The sequence below is a fragment of the Nostoc sp. MG11 genome (assembly GCF_014904695.1).
Taxonomy (GTDB): Bacteria; Cyanobacteriota; Cyanobacteriia; order Cyanobacteriales; family Nostocaceae; genus Komarekiella.
In genome coordinates this window covers 157,870-174,442 of record NZ_JACXXN010000010.1, presented here as the reverse complement: position 1 = coordinate 174,442, position 16,573 = coordinate 157,870, and the positions used below count along the sequence as shown (strand labels likewise).

At 42.4% G+C, this 16,573-nt stretch carries 14 protein-coding genes and 2 tRNA genes; 10 read left to right on the top strand and 6 right to left on the bottom strand.

The annotated features are described in order from the left end of the window. The first annotated feature begins 365 nt into the window (after nt 1-365). From HCR01_RS16845 to HCR01_RS16830, 4 genes are all read left to right on the top strand, one after another. Nucleotides 366-3,926 carry a response regulator gene (locus HCR01_RS16845; protein ID WP_193197278.1) on the top strand — a complete coding sequence of 1,187 codons (3,561 nt, stop codon included), beginning with the start codon at nt 366-368 and terminating at the stop codon, nt 3,924-3,926. Between the two features lie 71 nt (nt 3,927-3,997). After that, nucleotides 3,998-5,167 (top strand): hypothetical protein, encoded by a 1,170-nt coding sequence (locus HCR01_RS16840; protein WP_193197277.1) that lies wholly within the window; start codon nt 3,998-4,000, stop codon nt 5,165-5,167. A 57-nt stretch (nt 5,168-5,224) separates the two neighbouring features. After that, nucleotides 5,225-5,295, top strand: a tRNA-Gly gene (locus HCR01_RS16835). Between the two features lie 465 nt (nt 5,296-5,760). Continuing rightward, complete coding sequence (locus HCR01_RS16830) at nt 5,761-6,717, top strand: hypothetical protein (RefSeq protein WP_193197276.1); 957 nt, start codon at nt 5,761-5,763, stop codon at nt 6,715-6,717. Between the two features lie 120 nt (nt 6,718-6,837). Here HCR01_RS16830 and nadA read toward each other — a convergent pair whose 3' ends face one another. Continuing rightward, the gene (gene nadA, locus HCR01_RS16825) at nt 6,838-7,815 is read right to left on the bottom strand and encodes a quinolinate synthase NadA (protein WP_193197275.1); all 978 of its coding nucleotides are present in this window, start codon (nt 7,813-7,815) and stop codon (nt 6,838-6,840) included. A 150-nt stretch (nt 7,816-7,965) separates the two neighbouring features. Between nadA and HCR01_RS16820 the strand changes: the two genes are divergently transcribed. Beyond that, nucleotides 7,966-8,895, top strand: a complete 930-nt coding sequence (locus HCR01_RS16820; RefSeq protein WP_193197322.1) for a TIGR04168 family protein — start codon at nt 7,966-7,968, stop codon at nt 8,893-8,895. A gap of 99 nt (nt 8,896-8,994) precedes the next feature. Beyond that, a tRNA-Ser gene (locus tag HCR01_RS16815) sits at nt 8,995-9,079 on the top strand. Between the two features lie 51 nt (nt 9,080-9,130). Here the strand turns inward: HCR01_RS16815 and HCR01_RS16810 are convergent. The 3 genes from HCR01_RS16810 to HCR01_RS38725 all read right to left on the bottom strand — a co-directional run bounded on the left by HCR01_RS16810 (nt 9,131) and on the right by HCR01_RS38725 (nt 12,408). After that, nucleotides 9,131-9,484 carry a four helix bundle protein gene (locus HCR01_RS16810; protein ID WP_193197274.1) on the bottom strand — a complete coding sequence of 118 codons (354 nt, stop codon included), beginning with the start codon at nt 9,482-9,484 and terminating at the stop codon, nt 9,131-9,133. Between the two features lie 68 nt (nt 9,485-9,552). Further along, a complete protein-coding gene (locus HCR01_RS16805) occupies nt 9,553-11,916 on the bottom strand; it encodes an NACHT domain-containing protein (RefSeq protein ID WP_193197273.1) in 2,364 nt (787 codons plus the stop codon). A 306-nt stretch (nt 11,917-12,222) separates the two neighbouring features. Beyond that, entirely contained in the window at nt 12,223-12,408 is a 186-nt protein-coding gene (locus tag HCR01_RS38725) for a hypothetical protein (protein ID WP_226889388.1), read from the bottom strand. Here HCR01_RS38725 and HCR01_RS16795 point away from each other — a divergent pair. The 3 genes from HCR01_RS16795 (at nt 12,408) to HCR01_RS16785 (ending at nt 13,446) form a co-directional block, all read left to right on the top strand. After that, nucleotides 12,408-12,680, top strand: coding sequence for a hypothetical protein (locus tag HCR01_RS16795; RefSeq protein ID WP_193197271.1), 273 nt, complete (start codon nt 12,408-12,410; stop codon nt 12,678-12,680). The genes HCR01_RS38725 and HCR01_RS16795 overlap by 1 nt on opposite strands. A 160-nt stretch (nt 12,681-12,840) precedes the next feature. After that, the gene (locus tag HCR01_RS38720) at nt 12,841-13,137 is read left to right on the top strand and encodes a type II toxin-antitoxin system VapC family toxin (protein WP_226889387.1); all 297 of its coding nucleotides are present in this window, start codon (nt 12,841-12,843) and stop codon (nt 13,135-13,137) included. A gap of 63 nt (nt 13,138-13,200) precedes the next feature. After that, nucleotides 13,201-13,446, top strand: a complete 246-nt coding sequence (locus HCR01_RS16785; RefSeq protein ID WP_193197270.1) for a hypothetical protein — start codon at nt 13,201-13,203, stop codon at nt 13,444-13,446. 3 nt (nt 13,447-13,449) lie between these two features. On the opposite strand, the gene HCR01_RS16780 is transcribed toward HCR01_RS16785, so the two are convergent. Further along, nucleotides 13,450-14,352 (bottom strand): S1 RNA-binding domain-containing protein, encoded by a 903-nt coding sequence (locus tag HCR01_RS16780; RefSeq protein WP_162394358.1) that lies wholly within the window; start codon nt 14,350-14,352, stop codon nt 13,450-13,452. Between the two features lie 119 nt (nt 14,353-14,471). Further along, the gene (locus HCR01_RS16775) at nt 14,472-15,233 is read right to left on the bottom strand and encodes a dienelactone hydrolase family protein (RefSeq protein WP_193197269.1); all 762 of its coding nucleotides are present in this window, start codon (nt 15,231-15,233) and stop codon (nt 14,472-14,474) included. Between the two features lie 210 nt (nt 15,234-15,443). Here HCR01_RS16775 and HCR01_RS16770 point away from each other — a divergent pair, with 210 nt between their 5' ends. Beyond that, a complete protein-coding gene (locus tag HCR01_RS16770; protein WP_193197268.1) occupies nt 15,444-16,427 on the top strand; it encodes a GntR family transcriptional regulator in 984 nt (327 codons plus the stop codon). Nucleotides 16,428-16,573: the final 146 nt, after the last annotated feature.

Below are 16,573 nucleotides of genomic sequence, written 5' to 3'. Positions count from 1 at the left end.
GCAAGTGTTAGTGCAACTGCTGCGAGGGGAAAACTTAATATGCAGCTTCATCTGGATTTTTCAACCAGCTTTGAGCACTGTATGTAGTATCAGACATTTCTTCTCGGAGGTGAGAGAAAATTTGGACAGCAAGCATCCACTCTGTAACACTAATGACTATGAAATCAATTGCACTGCACCAGAGCGAATAGCAATCGGCACAAGCTCTTGAGACAAATTACTGTGAGTAAACGCTTCCACACTCAGCAGTCATGTAGCCAAACAGCCTTATTGGTCAAAATGCTCTGCTCTGGACTGACTCAGAAACATCCTTACCTGATCAGATTATTCTTTATCCGACTGCCGTTGCTGCAGGAAAGCGGTGCATGAAATCCCAAGCAAACAGTAAGCCTAAAATTTTGGTTGTCGATGACGAACCAGACAACCTTGACTTGCTTTACCGCACTTTCTATCGCGACTATAAGGTGCTAAGGGCAACCTCTGGTCCTGCGGCGCTGGATCTGCTCTCGCAAGAGGGAGAGGTCGCAGTGATCATCTCCGATCAAAGAATGCCGATGATGAGCGGTACTGAATTTTTGAGTCTGACAGCGACTCAATATCCAGATATTATTCGAATTATTTTAACTGGCTACACCGATGTTGAAGATCTGGTGGAAGCAATCAACGCTGGTAAAGTATTCAAGTATGTTACGAAACCGTGGGAAGCAGAAGAACTTAAAGCAGTAGTACGCCAAGCTTTAGATACCCATAATGTTCTTAAAGCCCGCACTCGTGAACTTACCCGTACACTTCGTCAAGAATCGCTGTTGAACACCGTTACTAACACTATCCGCAGCGCCTTAGACTATCGGCAAATTTTGCAGGCAATTGTGGATACAGTGGGTCATATGTTGGAAGTGGATGTCTGTCTGTTGCGTCCTTTCCAAGATGAGCAGTTGGCAGATGAAGGATTCATTTACCAAAAGGCTCTTAAGGAAGAAGCAGGGAGAGAAGGAGAAGATCACAGAGATGGAACACAAGCAACATCTCCTTCACCCTCCTCATCTTCTTTACTAGCTCAGACGGTGTGGGAAACCCGCGAAGTACAAGTGATTCACGATGTGGTAGGTGATGAGCGTATTCAGGGCGATACTCCCGAATCTTATCAACGTGGTGCTGCTTTTGCTACCGCTAACATTTGTTCTAGTTTAGTTGTGCCACTGATTTGCCAACAAGAGCTGATGGCAGTATTAGCATTACACCAGTGTTCTCAGCCTCGCTTGTGGGGAGAGGAAGAGGTACAACTGGTGTTGATGGTAGCGGATCAAGCAGCCCTAGCGTTGTCTCAAGCCTATGCTTACGAGCAAGTACGGGCCCTTGCCAAACGAGAGAGCTTGATTAATACGATTACTAGCGCGATTCGCTCTAGCCTGAATCCTCAAGATATCTTTGCAGCTATTACACAACAGCTGGGACAAGCCTTACAAGTTGATGGCTGCGTCCTGTCTTTGTGGACAGAGGAAGATGAGTTTGTCCAGTGTGTAGGCTTGTATGACAGCTCTCAAAATTCAGAGGATTCCCTGGAAAAAGTCCAGGAAAAGCAGATAAGTAGCAATAAACACGACTCCAGTCAGCAATTACCTAATTACCAAGCACCAATTAAGGATAATCCGATCCTGCAAGAATTGTTGCGGACACATGAAACAGTGGTAATTGCTGATGTGAGCCATTCATCCTTGGAAATCCAGGATTTTGATTTGCCTTTAAAAATGCCAGCACGATCGCTAATGGTTGTCCCATTATTGGCTGATGGTAAATGCATCGGTAGTATTACCTTGCATGAAGGTAGTAATGCCCGTCGATGGGTTTTATCTGATGTTGATCTAGCGAAAGCAGTAGCAGCTCAAGCGGCGATCGCTGTGCAGCAGTCACGCTTATACCAAAAGACTCGCCAGCAAGCTGAACGCTTGTTGGAATTAGACAAACAAAAAACCGAATTTTTCCAAAATATCTCCCATGAGTTCCGCACTCCCATAACCTTGATTCAAGGGCCTTTAGAGTCGGCGGTGGCGAGTGGTGAGGGGTTATCTTACTCCCAATGTGCGATCGCCCTGCGTAACTCCCGCCGCCTCCTACGACTAGTAAATCAATTGCTAGATCTACAACGCCTGGATGCAGGGAGAATGCAGCCTAGTTTCCACCCTTGTGATTTAGTCGAATTTGTCAGTCAAATTGTTGAGTCGTTTCGCCCCTATTGCGAAAAAAAGGGACTGCATCTCGATACCCAGTTGGTTAAATGTCCAACGGTGTACTTGGATATGGAAAAATTTGACAAGGTGGTTTACAACCTTTTGTCAAATGCTATGAAGTTTACACCCGAAGGAGGCAGGCTCAGCGTCAGATTAAAATCTGAAAATGACCGTTGCATATTACAAGTACAAGACACTGGAATTGGCATTGTTCAAGAACAAATTCCCCACTTATTTGAGCGTTTCCGCCAAGCTGAAGGCTCCGCAAATCGCTCCTATGAAGGCAGTGGTTTGGGTTTGGCTTTAGTTAAAGAATTGGTGGAATTGCATGGTGGTACAGTAACCGTGGAATCAGTCTATGGACAAGGTACTACCTTTACCTTATGCCTGCTCACTGGTAGTGCTCACTTACCCGTGCAGCAAATACTGGAAACGCCTTGTGAATTAAATACGAGCCGCGCTAGCGTAGAATTAGCTGATTTAGAACTGGTAGAGTCAACAATAGACAATATTGAAAGTATTACAAAAGAATTATTACCCAGTCCTGATGCTCAGCACGGGCCAAGCCTTGCTACCTCTGAACAGCGGCTTCCGCCATACAGAAGTTCGGTGATTCAGCACTTAATTTTGGTCGTAGACGATAATCCAGATCTGCGAGCTTATGTATCTGATATTCTCCGCCGCAACGGCTATCAAGTGCAGACAGCTCGTAACGGTTACGAAGGGTATGGTATATCTCAGGAAATTTTACCCAGCTTGATTGTTACTGACTTGATGATGCCTTTGGTGAGCGGATTGGAGATGATTCGGATGATTCGCAATGAGCAGAAGTTGAAAGGAACACCAATTATTCTGCTTACAGCGAAAGTTGATGAGGAAACTCGCATTGAAGGCACAGAACATGGCGCGGATGCTTATTTAGCAAAACCATTTAATGACCGGGAACTTCTAGCAGAAGTTCGGAATCTTTTAGCCTTAAAGGAAAATGAACGCCGGATTTTGGAGTTAAATACTTATCTCACAGAATCGGTGCTCAAGCGCTTCTTGCCATCTATATTGGTGCAAAAAGCCGCAGCGGGAGATCTGACGCTAGATTTGCGCCCAGAACCACGTTTGATTACAGTTTTGTTTAGTGACATTGTGGGCTTTACGCAGCTAGCAAATACACTCAGATCTCGGCGAGTGGCAGAGTTACTGAATGAATATTTAGAAGCTATGACTAAGGTTGTATTTGACAATGGCGGCACTGTCGATAAATTTATGGGAGATGCTATCTTAGCTTTATATGGAGCTCCAGAAGAATTAACCCCCAATGAACAGGTGCGGCGTGCCATTAATACAGCAAGAGCAATGCACCGCTCACTAGCTCCGTTGAACCAGCGCTGGCGAGAGCAAGGTGTATTCGACGGTGACAAACTTACTAGCGTACAGTTTCGCTGTGGTATTCACCAAGGTACGGCTGTTGTAGGTATGTTTGGTAGCGCTGAACGTGCCGACTATACTGCTATTGGCCCAAGTGTAAATATTGCTGCTAGGTTGCAATCTGCTGCTGTTCCCGGTACTATCCTGGTTTCTGCTGCTGTGGCAGATTATTTGCAGGAAGAAGAAATTACTAAAGGTAGTCCGCTAGAACTAAAAGGAGTTGATGAAACAGTTCTAACTTTTGCTGTTACACCAGAGCTAATGGCTAATCGCTAAAATTCAGCAGGCTGGATTTGAAGCATTAGAAATGTGTAAGAGTGCCAAATCATATCCAGTTTAAATATAATATGACACCATCGGTTGCAGACAAAACTCCAATTCCAGCCAAGGTCTGGAGGCGACATACCGATCCACCAGGTTTGTGGATTGCTGTCGTTATAGGTTCAGTTTCTCTGCACATGCTGGCGTTCTGGCTAGTCCGCTCATCTCAGTTTAGCCGCTTGTGGCAGCAAGAGAACAAAGCCACTATTCCGATTGAAGTTGTAGAGATTTCTTCTCAGACAAAACCAAGAGCAAGAAAAGTTACTTCTAAACCAAAACCAGTCTTGCCTAGGCGACCATCCACAACTCAAAAGCTACGAGCAGCAAATTCACCAAAGCAAGTAGTTCCAAAAGATCAGTTAACAGCAAAAATTACTCCTAGTACTCAAGATAGAAGTGCAATAGCTCTTGCTAAAAATCAAAAAGCGATCGCTGAGCAACTCCAACGCCAACGCCAGCAGGCTGAACAACTTCAACGCCAACAAGCTGAGCAACTTCAACGCCAACAAGCTGAGCAACTTCAACGCCAACAAGCTGAACAACTTCAACGCCAACAAGCTGAGCAACTCCAACGCCAACAAGCTGAGCAACTCCAACGCCAACAAGCTGAGCAACTCCAACGCCAGCAAGCGGAGCAACTCCAACGCCAGCAAGCGGAGCAACTCCAACGTGAACAAGCTGAGCGACTTCAACAAGAACAGGCGGAGCAAATCCAACGCGAGCAGGCTGAACAACTTCAGCGCCAACAAGCTGAGCAACTCCAACGCCAACAAGCTGAGCAAACTGATACCCAAGGAGCATCCTCGCAAACCTCTAATGCTCCTAGTGGAAGTCTCTTAGCGAGTTTGGTGGGGGAACCTCAACAGGTAGACAGGGATAGACATAATAACCCAGCTAAAATCAAAATAAGCGACGAGCCATTTCCCAAGGGACTCGAATATGTAAAGTTTATTGAAAGGAAACCTGGTCAGCCTGTAGAATTCACTGTGATATTAACAATTTCTGAAAAGGGCAAACTTGAGAAGATTGATATTGAAGATGAAGGAGTGCCGGCAGATGAAAGAAGTTACTATGAAGACTTCGTTGCCGATCAAGTTTTCAAAGGCTGGGAATTTGAACCTGCATACGATAACGATCCAAATGATCCAAAGCCTAGCAATATGATGGTACGTATCAGAATAGAACCCCTCCCTTGATAATTAGATGCTTGAATTTTAGATAAAACTGTGTTATTATTATGTGGTTGGAAATTTGCGGGCGTAGTTTAGTGGTAAAACTATAGCCTTCCAAGCTATTAATGCGGGTTCGATTCCCGCCGCCCGCTTAGAAAGAAAAACTTGTGAAGTACATATTTTTCAAAAGCTGTAATTTTTTACGATAGTTAGTTTAGGTGATATACAGGCATCATAGACTTGTAATTTTGCGATCGCCAGTGAAACTGCAATCGAAATAATACCTTATGTTCTGCCATACTACAGAAACAGGACTTAGGCATTTTAACGAGATTGTGAGCATTTTATTCACGCAGCATTCCCGCAGGATATAGAGCAATAGCATAATTTGACAGTGGTAGTCAATTAGACCATCGGCTGGATTCGATGTAAAGGAGATGCAAAAATAACAATTGCACAGCACCCCAGCATGAGCGTTATACTTACTGACGCAGACAAAGCTTTCTTCCCAAATTCAGAAGGAGACTTTATTTTTATGATTTTATTTGGCAACCTCAACTTTTTACTCGTAAAATCGAAGACAAGATAAATATCAGTAGAATAGAGCCTCTAAATTAATGAGTCAATTAATAAGTCAGGGTGGAACAGCTATCACTAAGGCTCCAATAGTAGATCGGATAAACGACATTGCTTGGCAAGCTCACCAAGGTAGCGTTGCTGCGATTATTCAACTATTAAATGAAAAGCTTGCTAAGTCTGGTGTTAGAACCAGAGCTATTTTTTCCGATGGTGTCTTACAACTTCTGTGTGAAGCGGCTAGAGTAGAGCAACTTGAGCAATCTCCTCTAGTAGAACAAATTCAACAAATTCTTGAGTCAATCGCACCACGTAATATTCGCCGAGTCAATATCAACAGCCGAATTGTTCGGGAACAGCAATTACTTTGGTTGAAGGAAATTTATAGCGATCGCGAGAATCAATTGCTTTGGTCACAGGAAATTACATTAGTTCAGCCAAATATCTTAAAGCAACTAATTAAAGATTTTACAGATGCCCAAACTGAACTAAAAAAAATCAATTTACCTAAAACGCAATCGTCTCATCCTTTAATACTTATTAGTAAAGAAAAACACAAAACTTCAACTAAAACAGCGACACTAGCAGCTGTCGGTTTATGTTCACTCTTGTTGCTTGGTTGGGTTGTTTATGCTCAGTTAGGTGATAAATTGAAAAACTTAATGCAACTAGACTCTTCCAAATCTTTAACTACAAAAAATACTAACGAGATTCAAGCAGAAGCACTACCCCGTGCTACTAAAAATAGTCTTTCCGAATCATCTGACGATCCATTTGTGGCATCAGTGCGACTCGCTAACCAAGCTTCTGCATCTGGGAAAACAGCTACAACCTCAACTCAGTGGTTAGAGCTAGCTGCTAGGTGGCAACAAGCTTCCGATATAATGAGCACTGTGCCAGCAAAACACAGCCGCTATCAAGAAGCTCAGATTCGCACTAAGCTCTACAGAAAATATAGCGAGGCAGCACAGAAAGAGGCAGATAAGAGTAAGTCTTAGTTTCTGGGGTGGACTATATTTTTAAATTTTTAGTAGAGCGACGATTACTTGTGTAAACAAACTAATAAAAGTTTGTAGAGACGCAAAATTATACATCTCTACAAATATTAAAAACCAAACCTAACTAAAACTCATTTCTAGCATTCTTTGAATTGGACGCAGTGCAGCAATTCGTATTTCTTCTGACATGGTAATCTCAGGAGTGCGATTTTTCATCGCTAAATACAACTTTTCTAAAGTGTTTAATCGCATGAATGGGCATTCATTGCAGTTACAGTTATTCAATGGTGGTGCAGGAATAAAATGTTTATCAGGAGCTAGTTTTTGCATTTGGTGAATGATACCAGGCTCCGTAGCGACGATAAATTCTTTTGCAGGGCTGTTTTGACAATATTTGAGCAAAGCTGCTGTAGAGCCAATAAAACTGGCGTGGCGCAATACACTACTTTCGCATTCTGGATGTGCGATCGCCTCTGCTTCTGGGTGGGCAATTTTTAACTGCACAATTTTCTTTTCTGAAAAGGTTTCATGCACAATACAGCTACCTTGCCACAGTACTAAATCTCGCCCAGTCTGTTCCATAACATACCGTCCTAAATTCCGATCTGGGGCGAAAATAATCGGCTGTTCTTTCGGTATCTGCTGCACAATTTTGACAGCATTGGAACTGGTACAGATAATATCGCTCATCGCCTTAATATCGGCAGAGCAGTTGATGTAAGAAACCACCAGATGATTAGGATGCGCGGCTTTAAAAGCTGCAAACGCTTCTGCTGGACAACTGTCTGCTAAAGAACAACCAGCATCCAAATCTGGTAATAATACCAATTTGTCGGGATTGAGTATCTTTGCTGTCTCTGCCATGAAGTGAACACCAGCAAAAACGATCACATCGGCATTGGTCTTTTCTGCTGCTTTTGCCAGTTGTAATGAATCCCCAATAAAGTCTGCTATGTCCTGAATATCCGGCTCTTGATAGTAATGCGCCAGGATAACCGCGTTGAGTTCTTTTTTTAGACTCTCAATGGCAGCAAACAAATCTAGTGGTAGTTCACCCAGTTGGGTTTTGTTTCGTTGAGCTAGTACAGTCGTAAACACAGTTAGGGGGTTGCTTTAAGTTGCAAGTTTTTGTCTTGTGGAATCAATTATAGTAGTTTTTACCAAAAATGGTGGACGGTTGATATCCTAGGATTGTGTCCAAATCCGGCTGAGTTTCATATCCTGGAGATAGACGGCAAGGAAAGTGGCATGACCAGTCAGAAAACTCAATCAACAACCCTCAAAATTGCTGTAGTTGGCGATGTTCACGACCAATGGGAAGTAGAAGATGGTATTGCACTCAAGTATCTGGGTGTTGACTTAGCGCTGTTTGTGGGGGATTTTGGCAATGAGTCGGTGGAAGTGGTCAGAGCGATCGCCTCCCTCGATATTCCCAAAGCAGCGGTGATGGGAAACCACGATGCATGGTACACTGCCACGGAATGGGGACGTAAAAAGTGTCCTTACGACCGCTCCAAGGAAGACTGGGTACAGGAACAACTCGATTTATTAGGCTCATCTCATGTCGGTTACGGCAAGTTGGATTTTCCCACTTGGAATTTAACTGTAGTGGGGGGTCGCCCTTTTACCTGGGGTGGCCCAGAGTGGAAATTTGCTGACATTTGTAAAGAACGATATGGTGTAACAAGTTTGGAAGAATCTGCCGACCGAATCGTCAAAGCAGTCAAAAGTGCGACTTACGAGACGATTATTTTTTTAGGTCACAACGGGCCTAGTGGGTTAGGCGATCGCCCAGAAGACCCCTGCGGCAAAGACTGGCATCCTATAGGCGGCGACTTTGGTGATCCAGATTTCGGCGAGGCGATTTCGCAGGCTCTCACTGCTGGTAAAACCATTCCTTTGGTGACATTTGGGCATATGCACCGAACTCTCCGGCACACCAAGAAAGTACTGCGAAAGCCAGTCTTTAGAAGTCCAGAGGGGACAATTTACTTGAATGCGGCAAGTGTGCCCAGAATTGTGGAAAATGGCAGCGAGAAACTGCGTAATTTTTCCATTGTCTCTCTAGAGGCCGGTGTAGTTTCGCAAGTTTCCCTAGTTTGGGTTGGCGATGACTTTCAGGTGACATCTGAAGAAATTTTGTACGAGCGATCGCGTCCAGTAGTGCAATCTGCGTAGATGATAGGATATAGTATTATCTGTCAGCTTTTGCGCTAGCCGACAAAAGCACTTAGATGGTGTCTTGACTAGGTTAGGCAGAAGCTAGACAGCTTTACTGGAGAGGTGGCAGAGTGGTCGATTGCGTCCGACTTGAAATCGGATGAGGCTAAAACCTCCGGGAGTTCGAATCTCCCCCTCTCCGTTTAGGAATTAAAAATTGAAAATTAAAAATTAAAAATTGAGGAGGATGAAGTTAGGTGGAGCTTTTGGTAGAGACAATGATGGCACCAAGAATTTTTGTTAGTTCTTCGGCTTCGGTTTGCAGTTGACTAATTCTTTCTTGAGTTACTATTTCGGAAGCAACAAGCAATCTTAACCAATACCGAGTTTCACGGGATTCTTTCAAGGCAATCATGAGCTTGCTGATAAAATCTGCTTTGCTTTGAGCAGCTTGTGCTTCTTCTACATTAGCTCCAATCGATGTTCCTGACCTTAACAACTGTTGAGCAAGGGTTGGTGCTACTCCTGGTTTATCATCTAAAAACTGGCACAATTTGATTATACGAACTGAAAAAGTAAAAGTACGATCGCAAATATCTTTTTTCACAGGTAGATTTAACTATATTTTGGATCATTAATCTGCTTTTAGCTGTCTTATCAACTTCTACTAAATGTTTAATTTTTATTTGGTAACAGCAAAGTATTTTCAATTTCTTGTCTAACTTCCCGGCTTACGTAACAATCGCTATTAAGACAATCTATTAGTAATTTATTGGCATAATAATACTGTTCCAATAGCGTCTTTTGTGCTTCGTTGAACTGCCAGTCATGCCCAATATTGCAATGCTCAATCATGACGTATCTAAGCTGCTCATTCCACACTTTACCATCAGTTTTCCACCAGTAATTAAACGCTTTACTGTCGCTTTTAAGAGGTGGAAATTGGCTTTTGAGATTGTCAAGTAAAATCTGTAAATCAGGGGTTAGATTACGTTCTAGACCAAAATCAAGATTTAAATCAAAGTGATTAGGATAGAGAGTATGTAGGCTTTTTCTAGTTACACGAATTTTTTTGCTTTCAAAAAATATAGCAACTTCAAAACTCAAGCCTGGAATACCTATCCCGCTAATTCCATCTAGAGCGCAAGCTTTATAAAAATCGTTGTCTGAAGTCCCAGTAAGAGCTAGATCGAAAGCTAAAACACGAGGAAGACTTTCAAAGTCTGAATACTTCTCTTGAATAAGATGATTTATCAAATGTAAATAGACACCTCTAACTTCTGCTGGCGGATATGGCACTGTAGCTAAAGAAGATTTTTTAGCTACCCACCTCATTAAATGTTGTAACTGTTCATCTGTGCTAATTAGTCGGTCAATTTTATGCTTCATCAATAAGGTAAAATCATCCGCCTTCCGCATCATCCCTGCTGTGAGCAAAAAAACTTCGCGCCAGCGTTTCTCTGTGATATGCTCTAGCAAAATTTCCCAGGCAGAGTTAAAAACTATTTCTCTTGCAGCGAAATACTCGTGAAACGTTAGGTGAGAAAAGGAATAAATACCTTTTGCTCTTTCTACTAATAACCCATGCTGTGCTTCAATAGACTTTAAAACGGCTTCACTATCGAGTTTCAATACTTCTGGATCTGTGTCAGCATTGCGTAAGTTGCGAATAAAATTAGCAATGTATGATTCGGCAGTTTTCTGCTTAAAGAAATAGTCTTTCTGCTCAAAGGTGGTTAAACCTATTTGACTCAGCAAATCTTCCTTACGCTGCAAAGACAGGTTTTTATAGACCTGCTCTCTCTCAATGTTGCGTTTGGCATCCCATTTTTTCAGCAATACATCTAATCCTTCTTGATAAAGTTCAGAACGGTTTGCTGGGAAATCTCCACTATCTCCAAACACCAAACATAGTAGTGTCAACAGTAAAGGACTACTAGCTAGTTCTTGGATTGGTTTGTTTTCCTTGAGTTTTTGAATGAATCTTTTAACTTTAACTGGATCAGTTAACTGAAACCAGTTTTGAGCAAAAATGGCTATTTGTTTTTCGTCAAAATCTGCCATTTCTACTTCTGTGAAACTTTGATATGTATATTCTTTGGCAGCAATACGACAGGTAATTACAAACTGATTGGTATGAAACAGGTCAGAAAATTCCCGAATTTGTCGTAAAACACGCTTAGTGTCTTCCTCTCGTACTTCATCTAACCCATCCAACAATACCAATGCCTTACCATTTTTCAACAATTTCTCTACTGTGGCACTGGCATCAGTTACCCCACAACTTGACAATTGTTGAGCAATAAATTTCAAAATATCTGGTTTTTTAGGTGCTTCTGCAAAATCTTTTAATGTGATAAACAAGGGAACTCTGTTTGCTTGAAATTTCCCTTCAATACACTGTATTGCTAGATATTTTAAAAAAGTGGTTTTTCCTGCTCCTGGTTTACCTAAAACCATCAGCTTACTATGACGCTGTACAACCTCTAATCCTGAAACTCGTTTCTGTTTTACTCCGCTAAGTCCAAGTCGCTCAAAGTCATCATGGTCACAGCTTTGCATTAGTTCCGCAACTTTTAGTCGTCTTCGTCCTGTTATTGCCTCCAGAATATTGACATTCGTGTAAATACCTTGTTTTCCTGTTAACTCAATTGGCTTAGGCATATCTAATACCCGCATAGTTCCACATTTTTCTTTGATGTAGGGTTTGACGTGTTTGCGGATTTCTTGCACTAAGGTATCAATAGAACCATCTAGGTCATCTGTTGTTAAATCGCCAGAGGGTTTTTGCTGTGAGTATCTTTTGCTCAGATACTCCCGTAAGCGGCTTTCTTTAACACGGCCATTACCAGTGATACAAAATTTTTTGTAAATACCTGTAAGGCAAGTGCTGAGGTTACTTTCAGAAATGTTTAATTCTTGAGCTACGTGGATTCGACTTTTACTAAGACTGAATATTTCCAGAAAGACTTCTTTCTCTCGGTGCGACAATTCACTGTATTGCTCTAGTTGCTTAAGAAAGTCCTCTGGTATAGACATTGACCACTCCCACAATTACTTATAAGCCAGTGTAGCCAAAGTTTTTATCAAAATGTGGAGTTAAATCAGTGTAAGTCAGGCTAAGTCAAGGTAAGTCAGATAAATAACTACAAAAGAAAATTGCGACATTGAACTCAGTCAAGCTACTGAGACAATCGCAATGCTAGAAACACTAATCCCTATAGTTGTAAATAAGTCTGTTGAAGTTATTGTTGGAATATTGCTGGAAAAGTTTTGTAAATGGGTACTGAGTGATGCCAATATCAAAAGTGCTAACAACTTTCTGAAAATGCAGATTCTTGTACTTTATCTTGATTGGGTTTTACGAAAAACATCACTAAAATCTCTGCTAGAGAAATCAGAATAAACAGGTGGGTAGTAGAGGTAATAAAGCGATCGCACCCACAAACCAAAGGTGATCGCCCTCCTTGCTCTCCCCCTCACTGTGATCGTGCTACCATTACCTATAAATTCTTTTGGGAGGTCAATCAATGACTACCCTTCATGTACTAGATATACCCGATGAGTTATACGAACAGCTGCAACAGTTAGCTCAAGCTGAAAATAGCTCAGTTGATGCTCAAGTTATTACAATATTGCAGAACGCCTTGCAGAAGACAAAAACACAGTTAACTGAAGACGAAAAACGAAAGAATGTCCCAAAACTTTTAGAGGAAATCGATCATCGTCGCCACCGCTTGAATCCAGCAGATTTTGGATTGCCTGATAGTATCGAAATGATTCGAGAAGACCGCGATAGATGACAACCTATCTCAGATGCCTCGTAGATACCAGTGTGTGCATCAAGTATTTTATCGCTGATCCACTAACTGCCAAAGTTAATCAACTCTTTGGTTATCTTGCTAATCCACAGACTGAAATTTTTGTACCAGACCTTTTTTACATCGAGTGTGCCAACGTTTTATGGAAGTACGTGCGCGTATAAGGATGTACACATCTGCTGAGGTTCAGATAGATTTAGCCACTCTCAAAGCTTTTCCTTTACGTGTCGCCTCCACTGCTGACTTGATGGCGGATGCAGTGATGATCGCATTAAATTACAACATCTCCGCCTATGATGCTTCTTATGTTGGACTTTCACAGCAGGTTAATGCTAGTTTGCTGACTCTCGACGATAAGCTGGTAAGAGCTTTAGCAGCTTCGTCTTACAATGTTTGCTCGTTTAATGACTTCGAGATTGCACCGTTAGAGTCAATGTAGAAGCGATCGCAAACTTACCATTTAGCATAAAACTATAAACCCACGCTAGAAAATCAACTACGCTTGTACCACCTCAACAGTTCTTCAATCATCGCGTCAAAAGTTCTGGCTATTTCTGAATGGCGCAAAAAGCAAGCGCCCAACTGGTGGGCGCAATTCTTTACTCAGGAATTTTTGCAAGCTACTTCCGAGTCTGAGTTGTACAGTTGGGGCGAATTAGTCGGGTTAATTACTTATGCCTTTCATGAAGATACTTTACACCAACTCCGAAAGAGCTATTGCCAAGAAAAATCACTGTTATGTATTTAACAGCTATTCCGCAGTTTTGTTACTGGCTCGATTAGCACGCGCCTCAGCGGTCGTCATCACCTCGTCCATATTCTCTAGGACTTCGCCGGGGAAGTTTTCCAAAACCCTGGTAGAAAGAGCAACTCGGCCTTTACCTTCATCCAAATCAATAATGACAGCTTTAATCGGCTGACCAATCTGAAAAACTTTTTCTAGAGATTCAATGAATTTTTGACTCACTTGCTTGATGTGGAGTAAGGCACTCATACCATCCAAATCTACAAATACACCAAAAGGCTTGATGCCAGTTACTTTACCTTCCACCAACTGACCTATTTCTAGCAGACTGAAGTTGCTAGAACGAGTTGCCAAGCGCTGAGAAAGTATGAGTTTGTTCGTGTTACGATTAATTTCTAAAAAGCCAACAGTCAGATTTTGGCCTTTGAGTGCTTCTAAGTTATCACGCTCGGTCAAGTGCGATCGCGGAATAAATCCCCGCAAAGAGAGAATATCAACGGTGACACCACCTTTATTTACACCCATAACTCGTACTTGCACCGTCTGGGCATTTTCCTGCATTTGCGCTAGTCGTTCCCAGATGTGCTGAATTTCCAACTGCTTTCGGGAAAGAGTAACTTGACCTTCTGCATCCTGATCACGGATAATCAAAAACTCAAGTTCCTCTTGCAATGGCAGCACCTCTGATAAATCGGTCACTGCTCTCAAAGAAGCCTCATCGCGGGGAAGAAAAGCTGACGACTTACCACCAATATCGACATAAGCTCCATCATGGTCAAGTTGAAACACCTTGCCGTGTACAACCTGTCCTTTTTGAAACTGGTAGTCGTGTTTTTCTAGTGCTTTGGCAAAGTCGTCCATTGTGAAGGACGAATTGGCTGTTTGAGAAAGTTTCGATTCGGAATTCATGACTTTTGAAGATTAATTGTTATTTGAGCTGATGCCACTAGCAGTTAAATTGTCATTTATCTCTGGTTCTTACCAATGACCAATGACAAATGACAAAGACTGCCTTGACTGCATGGATTTCAGACCAGTTGACCAAAAAGTTGTTTCACCTGCTCCCAAGCATCGGCCGCAGCTTTAGGATTATAACTGCCACGATGGTCACAGAAAAATCCGTGATCAGCTCCATCGTAGCGAAACACACGATGAGGAATTTTGTATTTTTCTAACTCTGCTTCAATCTCGTCTACCTGTTGGGTGAGTATACTGCTATCTTGCATACCAAAGAAGGCATAGAGAGTGCCAGTAATTTCGCTTGTGCGAGTAACGGTAGGAGCGCCACCTCCCATTGTGCGACTAGTGATACCAGCACCATAAAAGGAAGCTGTAGCCTTGATATCTGGTAGAGTAGCAGCAAGATAGGCTACATGACCACCAAAGCAGAAGCCAATACAGCTAAAGCCATCTTTTTTGACTTGGGGCAAGCTTTTGAGGTAATCAATTGCTGTTTGAATATCGCTCAATAACTCTGATGCTTGAGTTTGCATAGCGTATTTTCTACCAATTTCGATATCTTCCGGGGTGTAGCCAGTTTCAAAGCCAGGGGCTTGACGCTGGAACAGTGCAGGTGCGATCGCCACATACCCTTCTTTGGCAATGCGTTCTGTCACTTCCCGAATGTGAATGTTGACACCGAAAATCTCCTGCAATACAACAACTCCTGGGTAAGAACCAGGTTCTTTTGGCTGTGCCAGGTAAGCAGCTATTTGGAAATTATCTTGCGTTGGCGTAGCATCTCGTAGAGAAAGTTTAACCGTTGTGGTGTCGATTGCTCGCTCTGTCATAATAATTTTTACCAGTGCGTGTGATGAGTTATGTGATTGTTTGATATAACTATGCCAGTATGTCCAGCCTATTTCCAATCAAATTATCAGTTAACAACAGTGATTGCATTAGAAATTCCCACCAGAAAAACTTCATGTGTAAATAAAATATTTGACATTTAGTAAATACAGCTGGTTACTTGCCGCTGCTAGTACTTAGGAGGTTTGGTGATGATTCAATTCCGTATTCAGCCAGACAGCGAAATTCCCGCATCAACCCAGCTGTTTAATCAAATCAGGTTTGCGATCGCTTCCCGGCAATATCCGCCTGGATACAAATTGCCAAGCACACGAGCGTTAGCAATGCAAACTGGGTTACACCGGAATACCATTAGCAAAGTTTACCGCCAGCTAGAAGAAGACGGATTTGTCGAAAGTCTGGCTGGTTCAGGAATTTATGTCCGTGCTCAAGGCCATGAGGGCGGTAGTAGGCTGCAATCGCCAATTCTCAAAAAAAATCCCAATGCATATCAAGTTGTTCAACAAGCACTAGACGAACTGCTCTCTCAAGGATGTTCGCTCAGTCAAGCACGAGAGCTATTTTTAGCAGAAATTGACTGGCGCTTGCGTTGTAGTGCGCGAGTACTGGTTGCAGTTCCGTCTCACGACATGGGTGCTGGTGAATTGATGGTGTATGAATTAGAACGAGCTTTAAAAATACCAGTACAGTTGGTAGCAATGGAAGAATTAGCGGCTGTACTAGATCAAACTACCTCTGCTACAGTGGTTACAAGTCGATATTTTATTGGAGATGTAGAGGCGATCGCTGCTCCCAAAGCTGTACGAGTGATTCCTCTGGATATCTACGACTACACCAAAGAACTCAACCTACTGAAAATCTTACCAAAAGAAAACTGTGTAGGCATAGTTAGCCTCAGTTCTGGGATTGCACGAGCCGCAGAAGTTATCCTGCACGGTTTACGTGGAGACGAACTACTGATAATGACTTCCCAACCAAAAGATGCTTATAAACTTCAGGCGATCGTCAAGCGAGCCGAGGTAATAATTAGCGATCTGGCTAGTTTTGCAGCAGTACAAGCAGCGGTGCAAACAGCTCTTGAAGACATTATTCGCCCACCTAAACTGATTAAGGTTGAAAATTACATCGGCACTAACTCGATTAACTTACTAAAACGAGAGTTGGGTTTGAGTTAACCCAAAGGAAAGGGCAGTCCCAATGAAATAAATTTCACCGCCAAGCATGAAAATGTGGTAGTTTCCAGTTAAGGCTGAGACAATGAGGTAGTCCTTCCTTCAGTAGAGCAATATTAGCCTGCAGGGCAGTCTAACCCGGATACCCA

Coding starts and splice junctions, on each gene's coding strand:
- HCR01_RS16840 (WP_193197277.1), top strand. CDS start 3,998: ATGACACCATCGGTTGCAGACAAAACTCCAATTCCAGCCAAGGTCTGG.
- HCR01_RS16795 (WP_193197271.1), top strand. CDS start 12,408: ATGACTACCCTTCATGTACTAGATATACCCGATGAGTTATACGAACAG.
- HCR01_RS16775 (WP_193197269.1), bottom strand. CDS start 15,233: ATGACAGAGCGAGCAATCGACACCACAACGGTTAAACTTTCTCTACGA.
- HCR01_RS16820 (WP_193197322.1), top strand. CDS start 7,966: ATGACCAGTCAGAAAACTCAATCAACAACCCTCAAAATTGCTGTAGTT.
- HCR01_RS16770 (WP_193197268.1), top strand. CDS start 15,444: ATGATTCAATTCCGTATTCAGCCAGACAGCGAAATTCCCGCATCAACC.
- HCR01_RS38720 (WP_226889387.1), top strand. CDS start 12,841: ATGGAAGTACGTGCGCGTATAAGGATGTACACATCTGCTGAGGTTCAG.
- HCR01_RS16780 (WP_162394358.1), bottom strand. CDS start 14,352: ATGAATTCCGAATCGAAACTTTCTCAAACAGCCAATTCGTCCTTCACA.
- HCR01_RS16845 (WP_193197278.1), top strand. CDS start 366: ATGAAATCCCAAGCAAACAGTAAGCCTAAAATTTTGGTTGTCGATGAC.
- HCR01_RS16830 (WP_193197276.1), top strand. CDS start 5,761: ATGAGTCAATTAATAAGTCAGGGTGGAACAGCTATCACTAAGGCTCCA.
- HCR01_RS16805 (WP_193197273.1), bottom strand. CDS start 11,916: ATGTCTATACCAGAGGACTTTCTTAAGCAACTAGAGCAATACAGTGAA.